This is a genomic window from Collinsella aerofaciens (assembly GCF_040910265.1).
GTDB lineage: Bacteria > Actinomycetota > Coriobacteriia > Coriobacteriales > Coriobacteriaceae > Collinsella > Collinsella aerofaciens_BK.
On the sequence record NZ_JBDGAW010000003.1, the window covers coordinates 92,841 to 117,389 of the forward strand.

Consider the following 24,549-nt stretch of genomic DNA (forward strand, 5'->3'; position numbering starts at 1 on the left):
TCGAGCTATACTTGAGCCCATTACATAAACGGGGAGCTTGCAGGACAAGACGGCAGGCTGAGACTGGGCGCGCCCGCCCTGACCCGCAAACCTGATATGGGTAATGCCAACGAAGGGAGCCGTGCCAATGAGCACACAGACCGAGCCCAAGCTCGTCACGCAAATCGACTTCGCCCGTGCCGGGCAGATCACGCCGCAGATGAAGGAAGTCGCCGAGCGCGAGCATCGCGACCCCGAGTACATCCGCGAGCGCGTGGCCGACGGCCGCATCGCCATTCCCGCCAACATCGTGCACATCAAAAAAGGCATGCGCGCCTTTGGCGTCGGTGAGGGCCTGTCCACCAAGGTCAACGTCAACCTGGGCATCTCGGGCGACAAGGCCGATGCCGCCGAGGAATGGAAGAAGGTCAAGATCGCCGAGGACTTTGGCGCCGACGCCATCATGGACCTTTCCAACTCGGGTAAGACACGCCAGTTCCGCCAGCAGCTCATCGACGAGACGCCGCTCATGGTAGGCACCGTCCCCATGTACGACGCCATCGGCTACATGGAAAAGCCGCTGGTCAAGCTCACCAAGGACGACCTGTTCGAAGTCGTGCGCGCGCATGCCGAGGACGGCGTGGACTTTATGACCATTCACTGCGGCATCAACAAGTCGGTCACCAAGACCTTTAAGGAGACCGGCCGCCTGATGAACATCGTGAGCCGTGGCGGCTCACTGCTGTTTGGCTGGATGGAGGTCACCGGTAACGAGAACCCATTCTATGAGTTCTACGACGAGTTGCTCGAGATTTGCCACGAGTACGACGTGACGATTTCGCTCGGCGACTCCTGCCGCCCGGGCTGCCTCTACGACTCCAACGACGCCACCGAGACCGCTGAGATGATCGAGCTGGGCAAGCTGTGCAAGCGCGCTTGGGCCGCCGGCGTCCAGGTCATGGTCGAGGGCCCGGGTCACATGGCGCTCGACGAGATCGCCGCCAACATGAAACTGCAGAAGCGCCTGTGCCACAATGCCCCGTTCTATGTGCTCGGGCCGCTGGTGACCGATATCGGCGTGGGCTACGACCACATCACCGCTGCCATCGGCGGCGCTATCTCCGCCAGTTCCGGCGCCGACTTCCTGTGCTACGTGACGCCGGCCGAGCACCTATGCCTGCCTAACGCCCAGGATGTGCTCGACGGCCTCATGGCCACCAAGATCGCCGCACACGCCGCCGACATCGCCAAAAAGGTGCCGCACGCCCGCGACATGGACGACAAGATGGGCCAGGCACGCCGCAAGCTTGACTGGGACGCCATGTGGGAGTGCGCGCTCGACCCGGTTACGGGCAAGAAGCGTTACGAGGAGTCCCCCGCCGCCACCGAGGGCACTTGCACCATGTGTGGCAAGATGTGCGCCGTCCGCACCGTCAACAAGATCTTCGAGGGCACCACGATCGACCTCGGCATGGAGGACTAACCCTGTCGCCGCGGCCGCCTCTGGCGGCGAGCTGGTACCTGTCAATTGTTGACGTGTGAACATTTGCTTGCATTTGCGTAAAGATTGCATCGCCCGCCCGGGTTCGACATAGAGTCGGCCCGGGCATCTTTATAATGCTGGCTTAAAGACCCATTTGATTCCGACCGAACAAGGGAGCGAACATGGATCGCAGTAAGGTACCTGCCGTTCTATCCATCGCAGGATCCGATTCCAGCGGTGGCGCCGGCATTCAGGCCGACATCAAGACCATCACGGCACACCGCCTGTATGCCGAGACGGCCATCACCGCCATCACCGCACAGAACACCCTGGGCGTCACCGCCGTGCAGAACATCTCCCCGGATATTGTCGCGGCGCAGATCGATGCCGTTTTTGACGATATCCGCCCCAACGCCGTTAAGATTGGCATGGTTTCCTCTGCCGAGATTATCGATGTTATCGCCGACCGCCTGAGCGCTTGGAACGCGACAAACGTGGTAGTCGACCCCGTCATGGTAGCCACCTCGGGCGCACGGCTGATTGCCGAAGATGCCACCGAGGCGCTCACCCGCCGCCTGTTCCCGCTAGCGACGGTTATCACGCCCAATATTCCCGAGGCCATGGCCCTGCTCGACTACGAGGTCGATTCCGAGCGCACGCAGCAAAACGCTGCCATGCTCCTCACCCGCCGCTTTGGCTGCGCGTCCCTCGTTAAGGGCGGACATTTTGTCAACGAGGCCAACGATGTGCTAGCAGAGCCCGCGCCGCTCGATGACGAGGGCAACCACCTGGGCGATCCGCTCACCACGTGGTTCCGCCACAAGCGCATCGAGACCGGCAACACGCATGGCACCGGTTGCACGCTTTCGTCCGCCATCGCCTGCGCATTGGCACAGGGCATGGATCTTGCCGACGCCGTCAACGCCGGCAAGGCCTACCTAACCGGAGCTCTCGCCGCCGGCTTTGACATGGGCAAAGGTTCCGGCCCCGTCAACCATATGTGGCAATATTAAGATTCGCAGCCCAAAACCACCACAAAGGGGCAGGCACCTTTGTGGTGGTTCCCACAAATATCTCGATCTGTAACAGTAACTCGGCAAAATCGACCCTAGATGTTACAGATCGAGACAAACGACCGATATCGACCTGAATAATCTCAATCTGTAACATCTAGCCCGTTTTCGGCCTTCGTACTGTTACAGATCAAGACAAACAAACGAAACAAGCCGCCGCAAGGGGAACTTTTGTACCGCTTTGGGGCTGCACTACTCACCGAGCATCTCTTGGAGCTTGGCTGCCACGGCATGTCCCAAGCTCTCGTGGCTCTCGGGCATCATGTGCAGATAATCGATATCGCCCGGCTCGGCAAAATCGGCGGCATTCAAAAAGTCGCAGCCAAACTGCTCAGCCACATGCGCGTAGTACTCACCAAAATGTTCCGAGGCTTCTACGGAATGCTCGTCAAAATCGGTCATATATACGTCGGCGATCTGCGGCTTAATCTTGATAGGCGCCATCAGCAGAATCCGTGGGCAGGGCGCGGCATCGGTCCAGGCAAACGCACGGACGGCGCGAATCAACGTCATGGCGCCGCGGGCAATATCGGAGGCCGTCACACCAAAGACCGTCTTGCAATCGTTAGTTCCCAGCATAATAACGATCGCATCCAGCGGCTTATGGGCCTCGAGCAGCATCGGCAGCGCGCGGATGCCGTTAAGATTGGTATCCAGATGGCACATGTCGTCGCGTACCGTCGTGCGGCCGTTGAGGCCTTCTTCAATTACATGCCAGCCCTCGCCTAAGTCACGTTGGGCCACGCCGCACCAGCGCACATCCTGCGCATAGCGCACCGCGGTGCCGTCGCGCATGCCCGCCGGATCGTAACCATAGGTGTTGCTGTCGCCAAAGCATAGAACGTTTTTCATCGTAAGCCCCTCGCTCAGTAAAAAGCCGACGGAAGCAGCCTCTCCCGTCGGCTCGGCCTATCTGTCAGCACGTACCGATTACAGGTACTTGCGCCAATCGTCCTCGTCCTCATCATCCTCGGTAGCAGCCTGGGCCTGCTCGGCGGCGCGAGCTGCCGCAGCGCGAGCGGCAACCTGGGCATAGGACTCCTCGTTGCGCTCGGGGAAGTTTGCCAGCACGTGCTCGAACTTGGCAAAATCCTCATCCCAGCGCGTAGAAGGCACGGCAAAGGAGACCTGCTTGACCTTAAAGTCGCCCGACGCGAGCTCCTTGCGGAAGAGCTCGGCCACGGTCTCTGCGTCAAAGCCGTTGTTGTCGCAGCCCCAAGCGCCCAGCACGAGCTTCTCGCGACCCAGCTCGTCGCAGATGGCAAGCACAAAGCGAATGCGGTCGCGCAGGGCATCCAGCAGAGCATCGTCGCTCACGCGATACTCCTGGCGGGCGCGCTTGACGTTGGGCGCGGCGGCCACGATCACGTCGGCGTATGCATGCACGTGGTTGCGGTCGAAGCGCACCGCAGGCACCACCAGCGCACGGTTTCGGTAAAGCTCGCAGTTGATGTTGCGGCGACGGTTCTCGCCGTACCATTTGCGCTGCTTATCGAGAACGTTGTACAGATACGAATCGGCGCACAGCGTGGCCTCCTGGCCCAGATAACCCTGAATATAGCCACCGCCCGGGTTGGTGAACGAGGCAAAGGCGAGCACGGCCATGTCGCAGAACTGCGCATAGCCACGACCGTTGTCCAGGATGGCCTGCGTGGCGGAGGCATCGAGCACGGTGACCTCGGGCAGAACCGGAGCGGGCTCCTCAGCAGGCGCGGACTCAGCTTCGGCGATTTCCTCGGCAGGCTCCTCGACGGGCTCGAGCGCTGCCTCGACCTCGGCAGCCTCCGCGCCCTCGACGTCCTCGGCAACCTGTTCTTCGGTGGCCACAGCACTCTGAACCTTGGCCTTCATCGCCGAGACAAAGCCGGCAGGCATACCGTCAAACTCGCGAACACCGGCAAGCGAACGCTCGATATCCTTGGCGCACGCTTCGGACACAGTTGCCACGTGACGCTCGGCGGCCTTGGCACGGGCCTCGCGCTTGGGATTGGGCTGACCCGCTCGGTTGGACCTGCGGTTACGGTTCCTGTTGTCGACGTCTGCCATAAGTGGTCACCTTTCTCGGTCTCTGCCGCTATCGGCTTTTCCCATCCATGATACCCCGCCGCGTACAAAAAAGACGGCCCCGAAGGACCGCCTTTCGCATCGATTTGCACGCACGGCAAGCACCGCCGCAATTCGCCACTAGTCGCGACGGCCGAGGATGTTCAGAATGCGCAGGAACACGTTGATAATATCCACGAACAGGTTAGAGGCCATAAGCACGGCGTTGGGCAGCGTAGGCGGCACCGTCGTGGCAACATAGGTGTCGTAGCCAATAAAGCCGGCGAACACCACGATCACGATCAGGTCGGTGATGGTCTGTGAGACGCCCATGAACATCAGCACGATCTCAACCAGAATAGTAGCGAGCAGAATGCCAAAACCGATGCCATATACGCGCTGGAAAAACTTGGGGAACGTCACGCCCAAGGCGCCAAAGACAAAGGTGATGGCGGCCGTGGCGATAAAGGCAGTGTTGATGGTGGGCAGGTCGTAGTTGGCAAGGCCAAACGACGCGGTCAGGCCAAAGGTGCTCGCAAAGATTACGTAGCCCACAAGGGACAGGCCCACGGACTGCTTGCTGGCGGCGGCCGACATCATGACCATGCCGACGATGGTCAAAATAAATGAGCCAAAGACCAGCGGCAAAGCGGCGCCGCTCATCATCATGCGCGCAAACGACATGGTGCTCGTAAAGTAAGCACCGACGCCCATGGCGCAAAAGCCCAAAAAGATCAGGGCAGACATGGCAAGATTATACGCACGCGGCGACATCTCCTTGGCACGGCTTGCGCCGGTTTCGATGGGGCCGTTCTGATAGCCCTGAATATCGTTCATAATTTCGTCCTTTCAAAAGCGCCGCGACAGCGCAGTAGCTGACAAGATTCCTGTCATTGTACCCGAATGCCGTACGTCCTTACCTACGGCGCTCGCCCTCAAGCGTACGATCAAAGGCCCAGACCCACCAACGCATCACGTGTGCCTGCGAGCCGTCTGCCCGCTCGCGCGTCTGGTCCTCCAGATACAACTCGGTCGCGTGCCCGCCAAAACGCACCTTATATGTTGCCGTACGGATGCCGTGGACCATCAGGCCAAACCCGGTGGTCGAGATAATTTCGTCGATCGTAAAACAACGGCCGTCGACCCAGCAGACGGTGACCGGCACGACCTGTCCGCCCGCGAGGATGCGGGCCACGACGTCCACATACTGCTTGTGCACGCGCCGAGTTTTGCCGTCTGTCTGTCGATATTCCATGCCTCCTATTATCGAACGCATGTTTGCATGTTGTAAAGCGAACAGACTGTGGTTTTGGAGTGTCGTAGTAATCGCACGTGTCCGCATGGCGTGTTAGCAAAAAGAACACCCGCGGTCAACAGGGCTATTATTCAATTTTAGTGCCAAAAAGTTCACTTCTCCCATCAGAACTCGGTAAAGAGACCCGCAGGAGGTGATACGATTTATCATGTTTTTGTAACGTGTCTGCAAACTTCGAGAAAGCCCATATATGGACGTAACGTTCTCAACCTTCCTCGGCCAAATTGTGTCGAACCCAGTCCTTGCCGTCACCGTGATCCTCGCGTTGGGCGCCATCTTCGTCAATGGATGGACCGACGCGCCCAACGCCATCGCGACCTGCGTCACTACGCGTTGCATGCCCGCCCGCGCCGCCATTCTCATGAGCGCCGCATTCAACTTCCTCGGCGTGCTCATCATGACGCACTTTAATGCGAGCGTCGCCAACACCATCTCACATATCGTCGACTTTGGCGGAAACAGCACCATGGCGCTCGCCTGTCTGTGCGCGGCGCTGTTCTCCATCGTCGTCTACGGTGCCACAGCGTCGCGTTTTGGCATCCCCACCTCGCAAAGCCACAGCCTTATCGCCGGCCTGACCGGTGCCGCTATCGCCCTCGGCGGCGCGAGCAGCGTCAACGTCCACGAGTGGATGAAGGTCATCTACGGCCTGGCGCTCTCCATCGGCCTGGGCTTTGTCATGGGCTGGGTCCTGTGCAAACTCGTCTCGATTCTTTTCGCCGCCGCCAACAGGCGACGTGCCAATGTCTTCTTTAAATACGCTCAGATCGCGAGCGCCGCGGCCATGAGCTTTATGCACGGCGCGCAGGATGGACAGAAGTTCATCGGCGTGCTCTTTTTAGGCGTGGCCTTCGCAAACGGCCAGACCAGCGTCGGCGATGCCGGCATCCCCATCTGGATTATGCTGCTGTGCTCGGCCACTATGGGTATCGGTACCAGCGTGGGCGGTGAGCGCATCATCAAGTCCGTCGGCCAGAGCATGGTTAAGCTCGAGAAGTATCAGGGCTTCTCCGCCGACCTCGCGGGCGCCGCGAACCTGCTGCTTGCCACCCTTACCGGCATCCCCGTGTCCTCCACACACATCAAGACCTGCGCCATCATGGGCGTCGGTGCCGTCAAGCGCCTCTCGGCCATCAACTTCGGAGTCGTCAAGGACATGATGTTCACCTGGTTCTTCACCTTCCCCGCCTGCGGACTCATCAGCTTTGTCATGGCCAAGCTGTTCATGATGTTCCTCTAATCAAACCGAACGTCCATCCGGACCGCAACACTTCGCCCACCCGTCTTCGCCTCGAAAGGACCCACCCATGGCAAAGAAACCCGATTCGTTCTACTTTGACAACTACGTCGCTTGCGCCGACCTCGCCGTCCAGGCCGCAGAGCTGCTCACCAAGATTTTTGAGAACTTCGATCCCGCGCAGATTCACGACATGCTCAATAAGATGCATGCGATTGAGCATGCGGCAGACAAGAAGCACCACGAGCTCGAAGACGCCCTGCTCACCGCCTTTATCACCCCGCTCGAGCGCGAGGATCTGGATCTGATGAGCTGCGCGCTCGACACCGTGCTCGACCGTATTGAGGGCGTCGTGCAGCGCGTCTACTTCACCAACATCCAGAGCATCCATCCCGACGCCATCGTCATCGCCCACAAGGTGACTGACGCCTGCCGCGCCATGAAAGACCTGATGGTCGAGCTGCCCAACTACCGCAAGTCCAAGACCCTGCGCGAACTCGTCATCCAGATCAACACCATCGAGTCCGAAGCCGACGAGCTCTATATCAACGCCATGCGCAACCTGCACGTTAACGGCAAGGACCCGCTCGAGGTCATCGCCTGGCGTGACGTGTACGCCTTCCTGGAGTACTGCGCTGACTGCTGTGAGAATGTGGCCGATGTTGTGGATTCGATTGTCATGAAGAACAGTTAATTGGGGGTACGTGTCCCGGCGGCGAAGGGCCGGCACCTGTTTGCTTTCTCACTCCGGCTGCATGGCAGAGTCGTTCGAAAGTAAACAGGTGCCGGCCCTTCGCCTTACGTACCACCATTGGGAACTTTGGCTGATACTTTGAAAGCGATGGGGCTTTTGTTGGCGGGGCCTTTGGACCCGATTGGGAACTTTGGGACCGCCTTAAACGTTTGGGTGGATGGGGCTTTGGGTACCCTTTGTTTTACTTTGGATTGATTCGTTGAATTTGGAGGTCTTGGTTGTGAGTTATTTGGATCTGGCTCGTGGTCGGTATTCTTGTCGTTCGTTTGAGGACCGTTCTGTTGAGCAGGCTGTGGTGGATGCCATTGTTGAGGCTGGGCGGATTGCTCCTTCTGCTTGTAATAATCATCCTTCTCGTGTGATGGTGCTGAATACGCCTGAGCTTCTGGAGAAGGCTGCTGCTTGTCAGCCTCGGTTTGCTCGTGATGGATCTATCTTTGGCGCTCCGCTCATCTTCCTTATTTGTAGCGTTACCGAAGACGCTTGGGTGCGCCCGTATGACCAGATGAATTCCAGTGAAATCGATACGTCCATAGTGTGCGATCAGATGATGATGGAGGCCACCGAGCAGGGCCTGGGAACGTGCTGGGTATGCCATTTTAAGCCTGAGGTGGCACAGGAGCAGTTCAATCTGCCCAAGGGCGTCTATCCCTATCACATGCTTGTCTGTGGCTATCCTGCCGACCACATCGCCGACCCCGAGCATCGCGAGGCCCGTACCATTCCCCTCCCCAACTTCCTCCTCAAGTAGTTTTTTGGCACATGCCCTAAAACCTACCTTTTACCGCTCACCCATTCGCCGAGTTCTGCGCCACAATGTGCAGGGCTCGGTTTTTTATGTTGCGCGCCCCTGCACAGTCATAAAAAAGGACCCGCAAGCTGCGGGTCCTTTCTAGGCACTAAATTGTAGGCCGAATGTTAGTCCAGGTCGTCGGCAGCAAAGTTGTCGATCGGGGCGAAGGGATCGGCCACGGGGACAACCGGGTCAGCGACGGGCAGCGGCTCGGCGGGAACAGTCACCGCAGGAGAAGCGGCAGAACCGACCGGCGTGGAGGCCATGAGGTCGGCCGGGAAGGAGTTCTGGGCATCGTCCATGAAGTGCTGGATGAGCTTGAGATACTCGGCCTTGAACTCCTCACGAGAAGCCTTGAGACGATCGATCTCCTCGAGCTCAGCCTGCTTTTCGGTCAGAGCCTGGCGGATAACCTCGCGGGCCTTGGCGTCAGCCTCGTTGCGAATACGCTCAGCGTTCTCATTGGCATCGTTGACGATGGTCTCAGCGGTCTGCTGGGCAGCGATCAGGGCAGCGGAAATCTGGCGCTCCTGAGCGGAGAAGTCAGGGGCGGGAGCAGCCACGGGGGCGGCAGGAACGGCCTGGGCGGGGGCATCCTGAGCCTGGGCAAGCTGAGCCTGCGCATCGGCAAGCTGCTGCTCGGTAGCAGTCAGACGACCCTTAAGGTCGACGATCTTAGCGAGCATAGCGTCAACCTCAGAGGACAGCGTCTCCAAGAAGACGTCGACCTCAGCAGGATCGTAGCCACGCTTGGCCTCAGAGAAAGTCTGAGCCTGGATGTCTGCAGGGGTAATAGCCATAACAAGTCTCCTTTTTCATCGCCTCGGCGCTACACGCCCGACGTAAGTTACTAAGACAGTTCTACACGAGTATACCTATAAGAAGCTGCAGAACCAGCCTCTGCACCAACTGCAACGCAATAATCGCAACGACCGGCGAAAAATCGATACCGCCCATCGGCGGGATGAAACGACGGAACAGGTTGAGCCACGGACCGCACACGCTATCAAGCACCGCGGCAATATCCTGAAGCAAACCACCCTGCTTCATGGGAATCCACGTCATAAAGCAGTAGACGACAATGAGCGTGGAATAGAAGTTGAACAGCGTATTGACCAGCTGGACGATAGTGTAGATGTTGATGGGAATCTCCTCGTCTTGTCTTTACTTAAGGTAGCCGTCGGCACGAAGCTTCTTGAGATCGGAATCTTTGACCTCGCAACCGGCGGGCAGCACCATGAACACGCGGTCGCCCACCTCCTTGACCGTGGCACCCAGACCGCAGGCAAAGCCGTAAGAGAAGTCCAAGACGCGCTTGGCAACTTCGGTGCGTACGCCCACAAAAATCAGTGCGACAGGCTGCTTGGTGCGAACGCGGCGCACCACGGTCTCCACGTCGTCATAGCTCTCGGGGCGCAGGACATAGGCCGGCAGCTGCGGTGTGGCGTTGATGATATTGCTCGCATAGGCCGAGGCATCGCTCGGTGCAGGCGCAGGCGCAGCGGCGGCACGGGCGCGGGTGTTCTCGGCGTAGCTCGACGGCGTGTCATAGGCACCAGGACGATAACCGCTCGCAACACTGTCCTGCGAGCGCGAAGGCGGGTTATACGTCGTGGCATGGCGGGAGTCATCGCCGACCAGCTGCCCGGAGCGTGTATACACGGCAACCGACTCAGCTTCACCACGGCGCGTCTGACCAAGCAGGCCGTTGCTCGGCTCGTCTTGGGTGTAGAAGCCCTCGCCCGAAGCACCGCTGTAGCCGTTGCCCTGATAGCCATCGTCATAGCCATCATCGTAGCCGTAGTCGTCGTCCTGGCCATAACCCTGGTCGTAACCCTGCTGGCCGCCCAGGTGCATCTTATTTTTAATCTCGTCAAGGAAGCCCATGGTTGTGTCCTCTCGCGGTTTAGTGCAGGCGCCCCGATAATCAGTGCGCACTTCAGAGCCTTATTTTACTGCAAACTCCGGGCTAAATACTACCCTGCCCAGGCGAACGAGCGTAGAGCCCTCCTCAAGGGCAGGCTCAAAGTCTTCGCTCATGCCGCAGGAAAGCTCAGGCAGGTTCAAATCGGGATGCGCCGCCTCCAGCTCATCCCTCAGCTCACGAAGCCCCGCAAAGGTGCGGCGTGCCACATCCTTATTCCCCCGGGGCGCCATAGTCATAAGCCCCTGTACGCAAATTCCCTCAAGTTCCGCAAGCTCACCCGCGGCGGCGCGAATCTCATCGGGCGAAAAGCCTCCCTTCGACTCCTCACCACTCACATTGACCTCGATGAGCACACGCTGGGGGCCGGCGAGTTCGCCTGCCTCAATCTTGCGGGCAGCACGGCTCGAGATCGCCTGCGCCAGATGCAGCGAACCCACCGAGTGAATCAGCTCGGCTGAGCCCAGCACCGCATTGATCTTATTGGTCTGCAGGTTGCCGATCATATCGAAGCGCACCTCGGGCAGCTCCGGATGCTCCGCCAAACCTGTGAGCTTGCGAACCAGCTCCTGCGGGCGATTCTCGGCAAAATGGCGATACCCCGCCTGGATGGCGGCAACGGTCTCATCGACACCAACGGTCTTGGACACGGCAATGAGGCGCGCGGCGTCGTGGGGACGGCCCGCGCGATCGAGCGCCGCATAAAAACGTTCCAGAATCTGCTCGCGGCGAGCGCGCATCAAGTCCAAATAGTTATCCATTGCCAATCGCCTCCGCTGACAGCCAAACAAGTAGTCCCATGCTAACGCAAGAGCGCGGCCCCGCATGTGCAAGGCCGCGCTCACTTAGGTATTTACAATCTTTCGACGAACGGGGTTACTTACTCCTCGTCGTCCTCGCCATCGTCCTCATCCTCAAGATGATCGAGCAGGTAGCGAAGACCCTCGCTGACCTCGTTAACGGGCACCTTGGCAACGTAGCGTGCATCGACGGCGGGCCTCATGATAACACCCTCGCCCGAAGGCACGCGCATGCTCTCGAGCTCATCCTCATCAGTGCAGGCGATATCACCGGCAGTCATACGCTGTCCGGTCAACAGGAAGGTCAGACGGCAGGCGGCATCGATGGAAATCGAGGCGATGCGATCGAGATAGCGCGATACCATGATGGCGCGGCGCAGGTCGTCATAGTTGCTGTCGTCGTCCATAAAATCGCCCGTGTCCATGCGGTTAAAGGTGCGGAAGAACTTCTCGTAGGCGGCGTGCACTGGCTCGTCCTCGACGGCCAAGTTGCAGATGATGGACATGTCGTTGGTGACGAGCGCAGAAAGCGAAGAGCCCAGCACCTGGTAGACGGCCTCAGCCTCGGCCTCGACCGTGCCGACAAGCTCCTTGGGCAGCGAGATGTCGGCCTTGATCATATGACGCGTGGCGCGGCAAATCTGGCGAACCTTATCGGTCATGCGCTGCAGGTTAAAGTCGACGTAGATGATCGTCTGCAGCAAGCGGAAGTCGGAGGCGACCGGTGACTGCGTGGCAATCAGGTTGTAGCAGACGGCCTCCAGGTTGGCGCAGCGTGCGTCAATCGAAAGCGTACGCTTCTTGGTCTTGGTGGCGAGCTTGCGGTCGTCGGTCACATAGGCCTTCACGGCATCGTGGAGGGCCAGATCGACGGCCTCGTAGATGCTCAGCATCTCGTGACGGGCCTCGATGAGCTGACGGGAAAACAGTTTGCGCATGGTTCACTCCAATCAGTTGGGTGCGGTCATGCCGCCCGCACAGTGAATACGCACCGGACCAGATCCGATCGGCTTGGGACTAGTCGCACCGATCAGCCAAAGCGGCCGGTGATATAGTCTTCCGTCCGCGAGTCCACCGGGCTGGTGAAGATCGCGTCGGTTTGACCATACTCGATGAGCGTGGCAGGCTCACCGGCAACTTCCTGCAAGAAGAATGCGGTGTAGTCGCTGATACGAGCTGCCTGCTGCATTGAATGCGTGACGATGATGATCGTCATCTCGGGCGCCAGCTCGGCCATCAAATCCTCGACCTTAGAGACGGACGTGGGGTCGATGGCGGAGCAGGGCTCGTCCATCAGGAGGACATCGGGTTGCACCGCAAGCACGCGCGCGATGCACAGACGCTGCTGCTGACCGCCCGAGAGCGCCAAGCCATCCTTGTTGAGCTGATTGGATACCTCTTTCCAGAGGTTGGCGCGCTTGAGCGATTCTTCCACGATGTCATCGAGGTCGCTTTTGCTAGTCACGCCCTGCAGACGAGGGCCAAAGGCGACATTCTCGTAGATGGATTTGGGAAACGGGTTGGGCTGCTGAAAAATCATGCCCACACGACGACGGAGGTCGACCGGGTCGACACCCTCGGCATAGATATCATTGCCGTCGAGCGTCATGGTGCCCGCGACGCGCGTACCCTCGATCAGATCATTCATGCGGTTGATGCAGCGCAAAAACGTCGACTTGCCGCAGCCCGAAGGGCCAATGAAGGAGGTGATGGCGTTTTTGGCGATGTTGAGGTCAAGCCCCGTCAGCGCATGAAAGTCACCGTACCAAAAGTTGAAATCCTTGGCCGTAATGGCCGCTTGCTCCAGCGTGGGAGCGGACTGATAAACGGACATGGGACTCCTTAACTAGCGACGCTTGCGCGACAGGAAGCGCGCAAACAGGTTGAAGGCCAGAATGATCACCATCAGCAAGAGCGCGGTGCCATAGGCTGCGTTCATGTTGATGCCGTCGTTGGCAAGCAGGTACAGGTGAACCGTCATGGGGCGGCCGGAATCGAGCGGCGAAATAGGTAGATTGATGGCCTGGCCCATGGTGTAGAGCACCACCGCGGTCTCGCCAATGGCACGGCCGATGGCGAGGACGATACCCGTGGCAATACGGCCAAAGGCAGAAGGAAGCACGATCTTGGAGACGACCTGCCACTTGGTGGCGCCCAGGCCGTACGCACCCCACCGGATATAGCGCGGAACGGCGCGAATGGCCTCTTCGGTGGTGCGCATGACGATGGGAAGCATCAAGAGCGCGAGTGCCAGGGCGGCCGAGACCATCGAAAGGCCCAGACCCATAGCCTCGACAAACAAGGCGTAGCCAAACAGGCCCATAACGATGGAGGGCACCGAGGCCAAAGCGTCAGCAGCGTAGCGAATGAGCTCGACGACCTTGCCCTGCTTGGCGTACTCGGCCAGATAGACGGCTGCCAGCACAGCGATCGGCGTGCAGATAAGCATGGCGAGTGCCGTCACATAGACGGTCGAGACGATTGTGGGCCAAATTCCGCCCTCGGCGTTGACGCCCTGGGGCCAACCGAAGATAAAGTCGAGTGAGATATGCGGCAGGCCGTTAATGACCACGTAGGCGATGATAGCGACCAGCACCAGCGTGGTGATGTATGCCGCGGCACGGAACACGCCAAGCATGATCTTGTTGGACAGGTCCTTGTTGATGCGGCCCTTCTTGCCGTGGGAAAGGGCACGCTTGATGCGCTCGCGCGACGAGGTCGTATCGACCGTCGTGTCAACGGAATCGGACATAGCCTACCCCCTCTTCTTCTTGGAAATCAAACGGACGACGCCCACCAGCGTGGCGGAGATGATAAACAGGACCACACCCATGCCGAACAGCGCCGAGCGGTGCAGACCCGAGGAATAGCTCATGTCGAGCGCAATCTGGCTCGTGAGCGTCGAGATGGGGCTCGCAATGCTGTCGGGAATAACCGGGGCGTTACCTACGACCATGAGCACGGCCATGGTCTCGCCGATGGCACGGCCCATACCCAGCACGATGGCATCAACGATACCCAGCTTCGCGGCAGGTAGCACGACCTTATAGATGGTCTGCCACTTGGTGGCGCCCATGGCATACGATGCCTCGCGAATGCCCATGGGAATGGAATTGAGAGCATCGATGGTGAGCGTGGTGATGGTAGGGACGATCATGATGGCGAGCACAAACCACGCCGTCAGCGCACCAAAACCAAGGCCGCCGGTCAGTTGTGCGATAAACGGGCGGATGATGATCATGCCGAAAAAGCCGTAGATGATAGAAGGGATGCCGGCCAGCAGGTCGACGGCAGGGCTGATGAGCTTGCGCACGCGCTTGCTGGCAATCTCGACCAGGTAAACGGCTGTACCCACGCCCAGCGGCACGCCCATGGCGAGCGCACCGACGGTCACCAGACCCGAGCCGGCAAGCAGCGACAAGATTCCGTAGTGGTCCTCGGAAGGCGCCCACGTAAAGCTAAAGAAGTCCGCCAGACCGATGTCAGTAAAGACGGGCAGCGCCGAGTACGTGGTAAAGACAAAAATCAGGATGACGGTGACGACCGCCAAGAACGCGCAGGCAAAGAAGATCCACTGCAGCGCCTTCTCCTTGATATAGGTGCTGCGCGATACGAGCGCCAGCTCGCGCTTCTTGGGCGTCTGAACATTCTGCTCAGTCTGGGAGTTTTCCTGTGCTTCCATGCTACTCACTCCCCTTCTCGTCGTTGGTGACGGGGATAAAGCCCGCCTCGCGAATCTGCTTGTCCATCTTTTCGGACGTCACATAGTCAATGTAATCCTGCGCCTGCTGCGAAGGCGCACCCTTCACAAAGAAGTAAAGGTCGCGCGAGATGGGATAGCCGCCACTCGCGACCGTCTTCTCGGACGCCTCAACATGATTGACCGAGACGGCCTTGACCGAGGTCTTGGCGTTGAGGCTATCGACGAAGCCCAGCGAAATGTAGCCGATGGCCCCACGCGAACGAGATACCACGTCGCGCACCTGGCCCGTACCCGAAAGAACAGCCGAGCGGCGATCGAACGGCGTGCCATCCATCACGATGGTACGGAAGGCCTCGCGCGTACCGGACGCCTCGTCTCGGTTGATGACCTGAATCCTCAGGTCCTCGCCACCGACCTCTTTCCAATTGGTAATCTTGCCGGCGTAGATATCGCGGAGCTGCTCGGTCGAGAGGTTATCGACGGGGTTGTCGTCGTTCACGATGACCGCAATACCGTCGTGGGCAATGACGATGGGGGTCAGGCCCAGATCCTGTTCGTCGGCATTGAGTCCACGGGAGGAGCTGGCGATATCGGCCGTGCCGGCGCTGACGGCCTCGATCCCAGCGGAAGAACCCAAACCGGAAACGAGCACGTCGATGCCGGTCTCCTCCTTAAAGCCCTCGGCCGCAATCTCGGCGATAGGAAGGCAGGTCGTGGAGCCGGCCACGGTAATGGAAGAGGTAGAAGATCCCGAAGAACAGGCGCACAGCGTAAGCGTAAGCACAGCGGCGCTCAGGACCGATACGATCTTTCTCATAGCATCACGCCGATCGCAGCATGGCGCCCACAGGTGCCGTTCTCGTTACGGTAGGAATAAAAGCGGTCGTTCTGACGCACAGTCGAAAGCTGGGTATCCACGATATTATCCGCGTCGACACCGACGTCTACCAGCGCCTCGCAAATGGCAGCGGAAAGATCGAGCATGCGAGAGGCACTCGCATCGATGCACGAGAACTCGGCGGCAAAGCGATCCATGAGTTCCTGGGATACCTCATATTCGTCACCCAAGATATGGGGGCCGATATAGGCGGAAACGTCGCTCGCATCGCAGCCGGCAGCATCGCAAAGCGCCTGGCACGCCTTGGCAGAAATGCGTGCAATCGTGCCCTTCCAACCGGAGTGCACCACGGCAAATCCGCCAGGGGCCACCAGCACCACGGGAACGCAGTCGGCAAAGCAGAGCAGCACGGGCACGTTATGCGCCGTACAGACGATGGCATCGCAGCCCTCGGCAATCTGCTCGCGGACGTCCTCAAGGTCATCGGCACCGTTCGAGGTCACCGCAACGATATGGTCACCATGGACCTGATTGGGAACGAGCAGGTTGTGCTCGCACTCGGCGGCACCCATAGCCTCGAGCGCGCGACGACGATTTTCTTGAACAGCAAAGGGGTCATCGCCAACATGCGAGCCCAAGTTGAGTGAGGAGTACGCATCTTCGGAAACGCCACCGGCGCGCTCGGTGAAGGCAAAGCGAACATCGGATGTCGCGCCCTCCACCAACGTAACTCCATCATGGTCGACACGCGAAACGTTGTCCGCACGTGCTGCCATACTAAAGCCTCCTAATAACACAAGTACCGCGGCATCGCCGCTACAGCCCGCGTATATACGGCTGTCATACTTCTCTAAAAGGATACCTGCTGCGCTGGAGGCAATCGTAAAGGGAACGTAAAGAGATTGGAGGTTCTAGTTTACAAAGTCGAAATAAAAAGGGCGCGTCCATACGGACACGCCCCTGTGCACAACAATGCAAAGAACGACTTAGAAGCTACCGCGCTTCAGGAAGTCGGGAAGCTCGAACTGATCGTTGCCGAAGTTAGGAAGCTCGGTGCCACCGACGTTGCGGGTCGGAGCGGCCTGAGCCGGGCTCGTGGCAGGAGCGGTGCGCTGCGGCTCAGCGGAGGCAGCGGCCTTGCTCTGAGACTGCTGAGCAGCAAAGAGCTCGTCCTGACGGTTGACGTTGGAGTCGGAGAAGCCCGTAGCGATGACGGTGATACGCACCTGATCGCCCAGGGACTCGTCGACAACGGTACCGAAGATGATGTTGGCCTCGGGGTCGACGGCGTTGGCGACAACGTCGGCGGCGTCGCTAATCTCCTGGATGCCTAGGTCCTTGGAACCGGCGATGGAGAGCAGCACGCGCGTGGCGCCATCGATGGAGCTCTCGAGCAGCGGGCTGGAGATGGCCTGCTGGGCAGCGTCGACGGCACGGGTATCCCCAGAAGAGGTACCGATACCCATCATGGCGGTACCGGCCTGCTTCATGATGGTCTTAACATCGGCGAAGTCCAAGTTGATGATACCGGGGACGGTGATGAGGTCGGTGATGCCCTGGGTGCCCTGGGAAAGGACGCCATCGGCAATCGCGAAGGCCTCGAGCATGGTGGTCTTCTTCTCGGCGATGTCGAGCAGCTTATCGTTGGGGATGACGATCATGGTATCGACGCAATCGGAGAGGGTCTTGATGCCCTCCTCGGCGCTCTTCTTGCGCTTGCGGCCCTCGAAGGTGAAGGGCTTGGTCACGACGGCGACGGTCAGTGCGCCGACCTCGTTCATCGCGATATCGGCAACGATAGGAGCAGCGCCGGTACCGGTGCCACCGCCCTCGCCGCAGGTGATGAACACCATATCGGCGCCAGCGAGCGCCTCGGCAATGTCGTCGCGGGACTCATCGGCAGCCTTGCGGCCAACCTCGGGGTTGGCGCCGGCGCCCAGGCCGCGGGTAAGGTCGGTGCCGATGTGCACCTTGATATCGGCATCAGAGATCGCGAGTGCCTGAGCATCGGTGTTGATGGCAACAAACTCGACGCCGCGGATGCCCTCTTCGATCATTCGATTGACCGCGTTGGTACCGCCGCCGCCGACGCCGACCACCTTAATGACGGCAAGGTAGTTGTTGATCTCTGTCTCGTGCATGTCGGTCCTCCGAACAAAGGTTATAGCCATAGCATGGGTCGACCCCTGCGCACATTAACCTTCAGGTTGAAAGTAAATGCAAAGGTAAACCGTATTATGGTTGCACATTATGAACGTATCAGTCAAATAATTGACCGTGAAAACCAAACAAACCAGATAAACGGCGTGGTATGGCCCCTCAACAAAGCATCAACCAGCGCTACGAGGTCGGAGCATTCCTAAATGTGTAGTTGCCCGGAGAGCGCACATTGATATACGTTACGCCCTCTACCTGCGAAAGCAACTTGGTGACTACGCGTTCCTTCTTGGCGATATCGTTCGAATCGCCCAGCGACACCTCAATGCCGTTATTGAGGTTTGCCGAGATGGCTTCGACCGAAGGCGTGGAAATATCCTTGACTTGTCCCAAGAACTCGCTCGAAAAACCACGCACATAATCCAGGCCGGCCTTAACGGCTTTGGAGCTCACCGCCTGGCCGGAAACCGGAGCGACATCCGCCGAGACATCAGTCAACAGCACCGCGCCATAATGTTTAGCGAGCGCCAGCGCGGCATCGATTCCGGTCAAGGTATTTGAGCCCTGCCCTGTCGTGATGACGTTGCCTTGGTCGTCCACTTCGACCGACGTCGACAGTGGGGCGATCCAGGTGTCATCATCCCCGATGGCCCAGGCAAGGTCATCGGAGCTGATATAGGCAATTGCGATAACTTTACGCTCCGTCGGCGTGATGATAAGCGTATGGGGAAACTGGCGCTGGACATCCACGCCCGAAACCCACGGGTTCTGCTTGAGATCCTCGGTAATCTGGTCGGGATCGACGTTAAAAAGCGACGTTCCCTCGGGCAAGTCGATCAGCTGGATAGCATCGTGCTTCGTCACATGCTCGCTGCCTTGAATCTGAATATCAGTGGCAGTAAACAGTCCAGAGTTGATCACCACGATGGCAACGACGACGAGCACGGCCAAGACGGCCAGAACGCCGCCCACGATTTTGCCTTTGCCTGTAACGACAGAAGCGGCGTCTGATGTTTTATTTGCCATCGCTCCAAGTGAAGATAACGGGTTGAAACCTTTTTTACTCGAAGGCTTCTTGGCGGTAGCCGGCACCGATGTCAGCGAGCGCGGTTTCGATGCACCCAGCGTGCGACCTGGACGCGCCGCTTTAGTTCCCGTCGAGGGCTTGGGAGCTGCCATGGGACGGGCAGGCTTGGCGCCCATAACAGGCTTTGACGTCACCGAGGGACGCGAGGACTTTTTTGCGGCCGGACGATTACCGAGCTGCGAGCCGACGACCGGACGACTGGTCTGTCGAGCATGCCCGACAGACTTAGAGTGCGCGACGGTATTGCGTTGAGGTTTGGCAGGCGCGCCGGAACGCCCTCCGGCGCGGCGGAAGGTGGGTTTCGATGCTCTAGAAGCCGAGGAATTTAACTTCCGGTCTGAGCTCGATGCCATACGCCTCCCTCACCTTTCCGTGCACATGTCTAATAACCGCGGCAACGTCATCGGCCGAGGCAGTTCCGTTATTAACGATAAAATTAGCGTGAACGGGCGAAACTTCCGCGCCGCCAATCGAAAAACCCTTTAATCCACAATCCTCGATAAGCTTGCCCACACTCGCATCGGGCGGGTTGCGAAAGACAGACCCGCAGGATGCGCGACCCATGGGCTGCGTACGCTTGCGCCTTGTAAGGTACCGCTCCATGCGCTCGCGAATGTCGGCCTTGGGCGCCGGTTTAAGCTTGAACACGCACTCGAGGATGATCTCATTGCGGGGAAGGCTACATTCGCGGTAGCCCCAAGTGATCTCGGACCCCGCATAATGCTTGATACCGGATGCCGGGTCAAACGTTACGACATCCTCAACCAGCGAGCCAATCCACTCGGTCCGTGTGCCGGCATTCATAGATATCGCACCGCCGACCGAACCAGGAATGCCAACGGCAAACTCAAGGCCCGAGAGGCTACGCGACAGGGCATCGTTGACCAGGCGCGCAAACATCACGCCCGCACCGACCGTCAGCGTACAACCGTCATCGGCAACAACCGTGCGCTGAAACTCACGTCCGAGCGAAATGACGGCACCGCGATAACCGCCATCGGCAACCAGCAGATTGGAGCCCTTGCCGATGATGACCCACGGCACCTGCTCGCGATCGAGCACCGCCACGGCGCGGCGGAGGGCATGATAGCTATGGCACGTCACAAAGAGGTCGGCCTTGCCGCCGATACGATAGCTCGTATGACGCGCAAGGCGCTCGTCCTCGATCACATCCGTGTCGATCATGCCCGAGAGCGCCATGACGGCGTTAAACAGACCCATTAGACTTAAGCGTCTTTCTTGGCAGTCAGATACTCAATGAACTCGGGACCGACGGTCGTAACGTCGCCGGCACCCATGGTGAGCAGCAGGTCGCCCTCGCCCACCATCTGCTCGAGCTCCTGATTGAGCTCAAGACGGCTGGAGCAGTACACGACCTCCTTGCCAGGATGCTTGGCGCGCACGGTATCGGCGAGCATCTTAGAGGTGACACCCGGAATGGGCATCTCGCCAGCCGAGAACACATCAATCAGCAGCAGTTTATCGGCATTGGCAAATGCATCGGCAAAGTCGTCGCACAGGGCCTGCAGGCGCGAATAGCGGTGCGGCTGGAACACGACGTCGACGTGCTTGTAGCCCAGCGACGAAGCGGCGGCAAGCGTCGCCTTGATCTCGGTGGGGTGATGGCCGTAATCATCGACCACGGTGATGCCATCGATATCGCCCACATGGGTAAAGCGACGGCGGACGCCCTCAAAGCTCGAGAGCGCCTTGGCGGCGGCGTCGATGTCAAGGCCCAGGACATGGGCGACGGTGAGCACCGCCGTGGCGTTGAGCATGTTGTGGCGACCGGGATTGCTCTTGATCTCCACAGCGTGCTCAGTGCCGTCCTCAAAGCGAACGATAAAGTCACTCTGGATGCCCTTGACATCCGGGTGCACGCAGACGATGTCGTTGCTCTCGGCAAAGCCGTAGGAAAGCACGTGACGGCCCGTCGACTTGGCGAGCTCGACCAGATGCGGGTCCTCGCCGCAGACGATGACGGTGCCGTCCTCGCCCACCAGGCTCATGAATTTGGCGAAAGTTGCCTCGATCTCCTCGATACCCGAGTAGTGATCGAGGTGGTCGGCCTCGACGTTGGTCACAATGACCACGTTGGGGTTCAGGAACAGGAAGGAGCTGTCGGACTCGTCGGCCTCGGCGACAAAGTAGTCTCCCGAGCCGTTCTTGCCGTTCGTGTCATAGCCCTCGACGATGCCGCCGATCAAGAAGCTCGGATCCAGACCCATGCGGTCGAGCATGGTGGCGCACATCGAAGACGTGGTGGTCTTGCCATGCGTGCCGGCAACAGCGACGGTAGTGTAGCCGTGGCCCAAAGCAGAGAGCATCTTGGCACGGGGCCACACGGGAATGCCCAGCTCGCGAGCGCGCACGAGCTCAGGGTTGGACTCCGGAATAGCGGTGGAGACAACAACCACGTCGGGCTTGACCTCGTCGATCGTGGCTGCCTCATGGCCCACATGCACCTTCACACCAGCGCGGGTAAGCTGGCGGATATAACGTGACGTCTTAAGGTCGGAGCCGGTAACGGCATAACCGCGCTCGTGCAGAACGAGGGCGATGCCGCTCATGCCGGCACCGCCGATACCGATAAAGTGGGCGCTCTTAAACTCGGGCGCGGAGGTTGCAGTCTGGGAATCAGCCATGTGCTCGTGTACTCCTTGCGTAAACACTGCCTGTAACCCGTTAACTGTACCGCACCTACCGCATCAGCGCGAGGGCGACCGACGATATCCCGTCTAACTAACGCAAACCCTCTACCGCATCGGCCAGAAGAGCGGCGGCCCTATCCTGAGCCAGACCACGCGCCGCCTGACGCATGACGTCGCGCTCTGCCGCGTCATCGACCAGGTGCAGCAGCTCATCGGCAAAGGCAGAACCGTCGATATCGGCATCGGCACAGAGCACGCCGGCCCCGGCGTCGACCAGATAACGGGCATTGGTGGTTTGGTGGTCGGCCGTCGCATGCGGATACGGCACGAGTATCGAGGGCACGGCGAGCGCAGCGATCTCGGCCACGCTCGATGCACCCGAACGCGAGAGCACCAAATCGGCAGCAGCCAGCATATCGCCCATGTTGTCGATGTAAGGCTGGACGCGGTAACGCTTCGCCTCCTCGGGCGTCAGCGCCAAAGCGCGCTCGGTCTCCTCAAAGCCGTCGGCACCCGTCGAATGCAACACATAGAGGTTCTTGCGCGAAAGCAGCACGTTTTTGAGCGAAACCGCGCGCTCGTTGAGGTGCTGGGCGCCAAGTGAACCGCCAAAGACGAGCAGCAGCGTAGCGTCCTCGGGAACGCCAAGTGCCTTGCGGCCGCGAGCGCGATCGCCCTCGATCACCGAGCGACGTACGGGGTTGCCGGTCATGAGCACGTGGTCAGGGTCACCTTCGCGCTCAAAGACCGAGCGCGCTGCCGGCACCGAGATGCACACGCGAGCGGCGTGGGGGTTCATCATCTTGTTGGCCAGGCCCGGAACAGAGTTCTGCTCATGCAGCAGATACGGAACGCCTGCGCCCTTGCACCACCCCAGCAGCGGAACCTCGACATAGGCACCAAAACCGATGGCAGCATCGGGCTTGCCGACCTTTGAGAAATGACTGGCGAGCGCACGCTTGGCCTTGTTGACACGCCACAGCGAGGTCAGCGCCGTCCAGGGACGGGAGCGGTCGAAGCCCGTGACCGTAATGGGCACAAAATCAAACCCAGCCTCGGGGACCAGACGACCCTCGAGCTTGCGCGACTGGCCCACGAACACAACGTGGTGGCCACGGTCATGCAGCTCCTCGGCCAAAGCGAGCGCGGGGTTAATGTGTCCTGCCGTGCCGCCGGCTGCAATAGCAACGGTCATCTTATCGGTCATGATAGTCCCTTCGTACACGCGGTCCCTGGTCGTCGGTGCGCAAACGCGCCGACGGGTCCGAGTTCAAATCGATTCGATTATATCCGCCGCCCGCGCTGCGAGGGCTGGGGCGCTGCGGACGACCTTGCGGCGCCGTTCGCTGACGCGGACGGACTGCCGGCTCGGTCGCAGAGCCATCCAGAACGGTAAAGCCGTTACGCGAAGATCGCTCGCCGCGTACGTGGGGCACGCCGGCGGTACTCTCATCCATAACGGCAAAGCTCTCGCGGCGACGGTCGTACTCATCGCGACGGGCGCTCTCGTACGAAACGCGCAGGATCAGACCGGCAAGCATAAGCGACACAATAATCGACGAACCGCCGTAGCTAATAAACGGCAACGGTTTGCCCGTCATGGGAAACACGTTGAGGATGCCCAGCGCATTGATCAAAAACTGCACCGCGAGAATGACCGCGGAGCCAGACGCCATAAGCGCGCCCCGACGATCGGTCGCCTGCTCGGCAATGCGAAACGCCGAGTAGATCAGCATCGCAAACACCAAGAAGAACAGCACGGTTCCGACAAAACCGACTTCCTCGCCAATGATGGCCAGGATGTAGTCATTGTGCGCCTCGGGCAGATACGAGTACTTCATGGTTGAGTTGCCGATGCCACGGCCGAACAGACCGCCCGAGGCAAAGGCCATGATGGCAAGCGTGGCCTGATAGCCGTCACCATACTCGTCGGCCCAAGGGTTCAAGGCAACCTGAATACGCACCATACGGTACGGCTCTGCAACAAGCGCAATCACGATCACGAGAATGCCGAAGATTATCACGCCGATGATAAATTTGGGGTCGAGACCCGCAAACAACGCCATGCACATGAGGGTCAGCAGGATGATTAGGACGGTACCGAAATCGGGCTGGATAAAGATCAGAAAGAGCGAAATGCCCAGGTAGATGCCCATCTTGCGAAGGAATTCGTTGATGTTGCCACCGGGCGAAAAGAAGCGATCAAGCATGATGGCCGAATACGCAATGGCAAATGGCTTTAAAAACTCGGAAGGCTGGAACTGAATGCCGGCGATGTTGAGCCAGCGCGTGGCGCCACGGCTGCCGCTGCCCACCAAGAACACCAGAAACAGTAGCCCTATCATGCCTATGAGGAAGATCCTGAGCACATCCTCCCCAAACCAGCTGTCCGGCAAAACGCGCACGATGGCAATCAGCGCCAGAACACCGACTACGGCAAACGCAGCCTGTCGACCCAGAAAAAACGTCGCTGAGCCATTCTCGTGCAGTGCCTCGACCGAAGACGCCGAGTACACCATCAGCAGGCCAAAACACACCAAGATAAACAGACAGGCCATGAATATCAGACGGGGGCGCATGATGCGGGCGGGAACGCCGGCAATATAGCGTTCGCTAAACGACTGCCCGCCGCGACCGGAACGCGGTGTGCTACGCCGCGAGGAAGCACGGTCCGAGTCGGGCCTCCTCATACCTTGTCGGGGGCTCTCCTCT

25 protein-coding genes are annotated in these 24,549 nt (G+C 59.4%); 5 read left to right on the plus strand and 20 right to left on the minus strand.

Features of this window, described 5'->3' with window-relative positions; all coding sequences use genetic code 11:
- Positions 1-127 precede the first annotated feature (127 nt).
- Together thiC and thiD are read left to right on the plus strand one after the other, a co-directional pair.
- Positions 128-1,462, plus strand: a complete 1,335-nt coding sequence (gene thiC / locus AB5Z14_RS02705) for a phosphomethylpyrimidine synthase ThiC (RefSeq protein ID WP_006234165.1) — start codon at positions 128-130, stop codon at positions 1,460-1,462.
- 182 nt (positions 1,463-1,644) lie between these two features.
- Entirely contained in the window at positions 1,645-2,475 is an 831-nt protein-coding gene (thiD, locus tag AB5Z14_RS02710) for a bifunctional hydroxymethylpyrimidine kinase/phosphomethylpyrimidine kinase (protein WP_368130174.1), read from the plus strand.
- 252 nt (positions 2,476-2,727) lie between these two features.
- Here the strand turns inward: thiD and AB5Z14_RS02715 are convergent, their stop codons facing one another.
- From AB5Z14_RS02715 to AB5Z14_RS02730, 4 genes are all read right to left on the minus strand, one after another.
- Positions 2,728-3,387 carry a GDSL-type esterase/lipase family protein gene (locus AB5Z14_RS02715; protein WP_368130175.1) on the minus strand — a complete coding sequence of 220 codons (660 nt, stop codon included), beginning with the start codon at positions 3,385-3,387 and terminating at the stop codon, positions 2,728-2,730.
- Between the two features lie 78 nt (positions 3,388-3,465).
- Positions 3,466-4,581 (minus strand): TIGR02452 family protein, encoded by a 1,116-nt coding sequence (locus tag AB5Z14_RS02720; RefSeq protein WP_368130176.1) that lies wholly within the window; start codon positions 4,579-4,581, stop codon positions 3,466-3,468.
- Between the two features lie 138 nt (positions 4,582-4,719).
- Positions 4,720-5,415 (minus strand): Bax inhibitor-1 family protein, encoded by a 696-nt coding sequence (locus tag AB5Z14_RS02725; RefSeq protein ID WP_117746759.1) that lies wholly within the window; start codon positions 5,413-5,415, stop codon positions 4,720-4,722.
- Positions 5,416-5,494: 79 nt separating this feature from the next.
- The gene (locus AB5Z14_RS02730; protein WP_117746758.1) at positions 5,495-5,833 is read right to left on the minus strand and encodes a hypothetical protein; all 339 of its coding nucleotides are present in this window, start codon (positions 5,831-5,833) and stop codon (positions 5,495-5,497) included.
- A gap of 250 nt (positions 5,834-6,083) precedes the next feature.
- Here AB5Z14_RS02730 and AB5Z14_RS02735 point away from each other — a divergent pair, with 250 nt between their 5' ends.
- The 3 genes from AB5Z14_RS02735 (at position 6,084) to AB5Z14_RS02745 (ending at position 8,635) form a co-directional block, all read left to right on the plus strand.
- Positions 6,084-7,133: an inorganic phosphate transporter gene (locus AB5Z14_RS02735; RefSeq protein ID WP_117655139.1), complete on the plus strand. Its 1,050-nt coding sequence runs from the start codon at positions 6,084-6,086 to the stop codon at positions 7,131-7,133.
- A 67-nt stretch (positions 7,134-7,200) separates the two neighbouring features.
- A complete protein-coding gene (locus AB5Z14_RS02740; RefSeq protein WP_138112201.1) occupies positions 7,201-7,824 on the plus strand; it encodes a DUF47 domain-containing protein in 624 nt (207 codons plus the stop codon).
- A 280-nt stretch (positions 7,825-8,104) separates the two neighbouring features.
- Complete coding sequence (locus tag AB5Z14_RS02745) at positions 8,105-8,635, plus strand: nitroreductase family protein (RefSeq protein WP_368130178.1); 531 nt, start codon at positions 8,105-8,107, stop codon at positions 8,633-8,635.
- 167 nt (positions 8,636-8,802) lie between these two features.
- Here the strand turns inward: AB5Z14_RS02745 and AB5Z14_RS02750 are convergent, their stop codons facing one another.
- From AB5Z14_RS02750 to ftsW, 16 genes are all read right to left on the minus strand, one after another.
- The gene (locus AB5Z14_RS02750) at positions 8,803-9,477 is read right to left on the minus strand and encodes a DivIVA domain-containing protein (RefSeq protein WP_022094499.1); all 675 of its coding nucleotides are present in this window, start codon (positions 9,475-9,477) and stop codon (positions 8,803-8,805) included.
- Between the two features lie 61 nt (positions 9,478-9,538).
- Positions 9,539-9,826: a YggT family protein gene (locus tag AB5Z14_RS02755; protein ID WP_040358293.1), complete on the minus strand. Its 288-nt coding sequence runs from the start codon at positions 9,824-9,826 to the stop codon at positions 9,539-9,541.
- Positions 9,827-9,841: 15 nt separating this feature from the next.
- Complete coding sequence (locus AB5Z14_RS02760; RefSeq protein WP_022094497.1) at positions 9,842-10,564, minus strand: cell division protein SepF; 723 nt, start codon at positions 10,562-10,564, stop codon at positions 9,842-9,844.
- A 60-nt stretch (positions 10,565-10,624) separates the two neighbouring features.
- Positions 10,625-11,362 carry a YggS family pyridoxal phosphate-dependent enzyme gene (locus AB5Z14_RS02765; RefSeq protein WP_138112193.1) on the minus strand — a complete coding sequence of 246 codons (738 nt, stop codon included), beginning with the start codon at positions 11,360-11,362 and terminating at the stop codon, positions 10,625-10,627.
- Between the two features lie 119 nt (positions 11,363-11,481).
- The gene (locus AB5Z14_RS02770; protein WP_006234247.1) at positions 11,482-12,339 is read right to left on the minus strand and encodes a phosphate signaling complex PhoU family protein; all 858 of its coding nucleotides are present in this window, start codon (positions 12,337-12,339) and stop codon (positions 11,482-11,484) included.
- Positions 12,340-12,431: 92 nt separating this feature from the next.
- On the minus strand, positions 12,432-13,235 hold the full coding sequence (gene pstB / locus AB5Z14_RS02775; protein WP_117564648.1) for a phosphate ABC transporter ATP-binding protein PstB: 804 nt from the start codon (positions 13,233-13,235) through the stop codon (positions 12,432-12,434).
- Between the two features lie 12 nt (positions 13,236-13,247).
- Entirely contained in the window at positions 13,248-14,153 is a 906-nt protein-coding gene (pstA, locus tag AB5Z14_RS02780) for a phosphate ABC transporter permease PstA (protein ID WP_006234250.1), read from the minus strand.
- Positions 14,154-14,156: 3 nt separating this feature from the next.
- The gene (gene pstC / locus AB5Z14_RS02785; protein ID WP_368130180.1) at positions 14,157-15,083 is read right to left on the minus strand and encodes a phosphate ABC transporter permease subunit PstC; all 927 of its coding nucleotides are present in this window, start codon (positions 15,081-15,083) and stop codon (positions 14,157-14,159) included.
- Position 15,084: 1 nt separating this feature from the next.
- Entirely contained in the window at positions 15,085-15,921 is an 837-nt protein-coding gene (locus AB5Z14_RS02790; RefSeq protein WP_055251678.1) for a phosphate ABC transporter substrate-binding protein, read from the minus strand.
- Positions 15,918-16,718 (minus strand): purine nucleoside phosphorylase YfiH/LACC1 family protein, encoded by an 801-nt coding sequence (locus tag AB5Z14_RS02795; RefSeq protein WP_368130182.1) that lies wholly within the window; start codon positions 16,716-16,718, stop codon positions 15,918-15,920. The genes AB5Z14_RS02790 and AB5Z14_RS02795 overlap by 4 nt, the downstream gene beginning before the upstream one ends.
- Positions 16,719-16,928: 210 nt before the next feature.
- A complete protein-coding gene (gene ftsZ / locus AB5Z14_RS02800; protein ID WP_022094491.1) occupies positions 16,929-18,083 on the minus strand; it encodes a cell division protein FtsZ in 1,155 nt (384 codons plus the stop codon).
- A 199-nt stretch (positions 18,084-18,282) separates the two neighbouring features.
- A complete protein-coding gene (locus tag AB5Z14_RS02805; protein ID WP_368130184.1) occupies positions 18,283-19,539 on the minus strand; it encodes a cell division protein FtsQ/DivIB in 1,257 nt (418 codons plus the stop codon).
- Positions 19,496-20,407, minus strand: a complete 912-nt coding sequence (murB, locus tag AB5Z14_RS02810; RefSeq protein WP_117564655.1) for a UDP-N-acetylmuramate dehydrogenase — start codon at positions 20,405-20,407, stop codon at positions 19,496-19,498. Before murB ends, AB5Z14_RS02805 begins: the two co-directional genes overlap by 44 nt.
- A 5-nt stretch (positions 20,408-20,412) precedes the next feature.
- Positions 20,413-21,831, minus strand: coding sequence for a UDP-N-acetylmuramate--L-alanine ligase (gene murC / locus AB5Z14_RS02815; protein ID WP_099431529.1), 1,419 nt, complete (start codon positions 21,829-21,831; stop codon positions 20,413-20,415).
- 97 nt (positions 21,832-21,928) lie between these two features.
- Positions 21,929-23,044, minus strand: a complete 1,116-nt coding sequence (gene murG, locus AB5Z14_RS02820) for an undecaprenyldiphospho-muramoylpentapeptide beta-N-acetylglucosaminyltransferase (RefSeq protein WP_368130185.1) — start codon at positions 23,042-23,044, stop codon at positions 21,929-21,931.
- On the minus strand, positions 23,034-24,527 hold the full coding sequence (ftsW, locus tag AB5Z14_RS02825) for a putative lipid II flippase FtsW (RefSeq protein WP_368130186.1): 1,494 nt from the start codon (positions 24,525-24,527) through the stop codon (positions 23,034-23,036). The genes murG and ftsW overlap by 11 nt, the downstream gene beginning before the upstream one ends.
- Between the last annotated feature and the right edge of the window lie 22 nt (positions 24,528-24,549).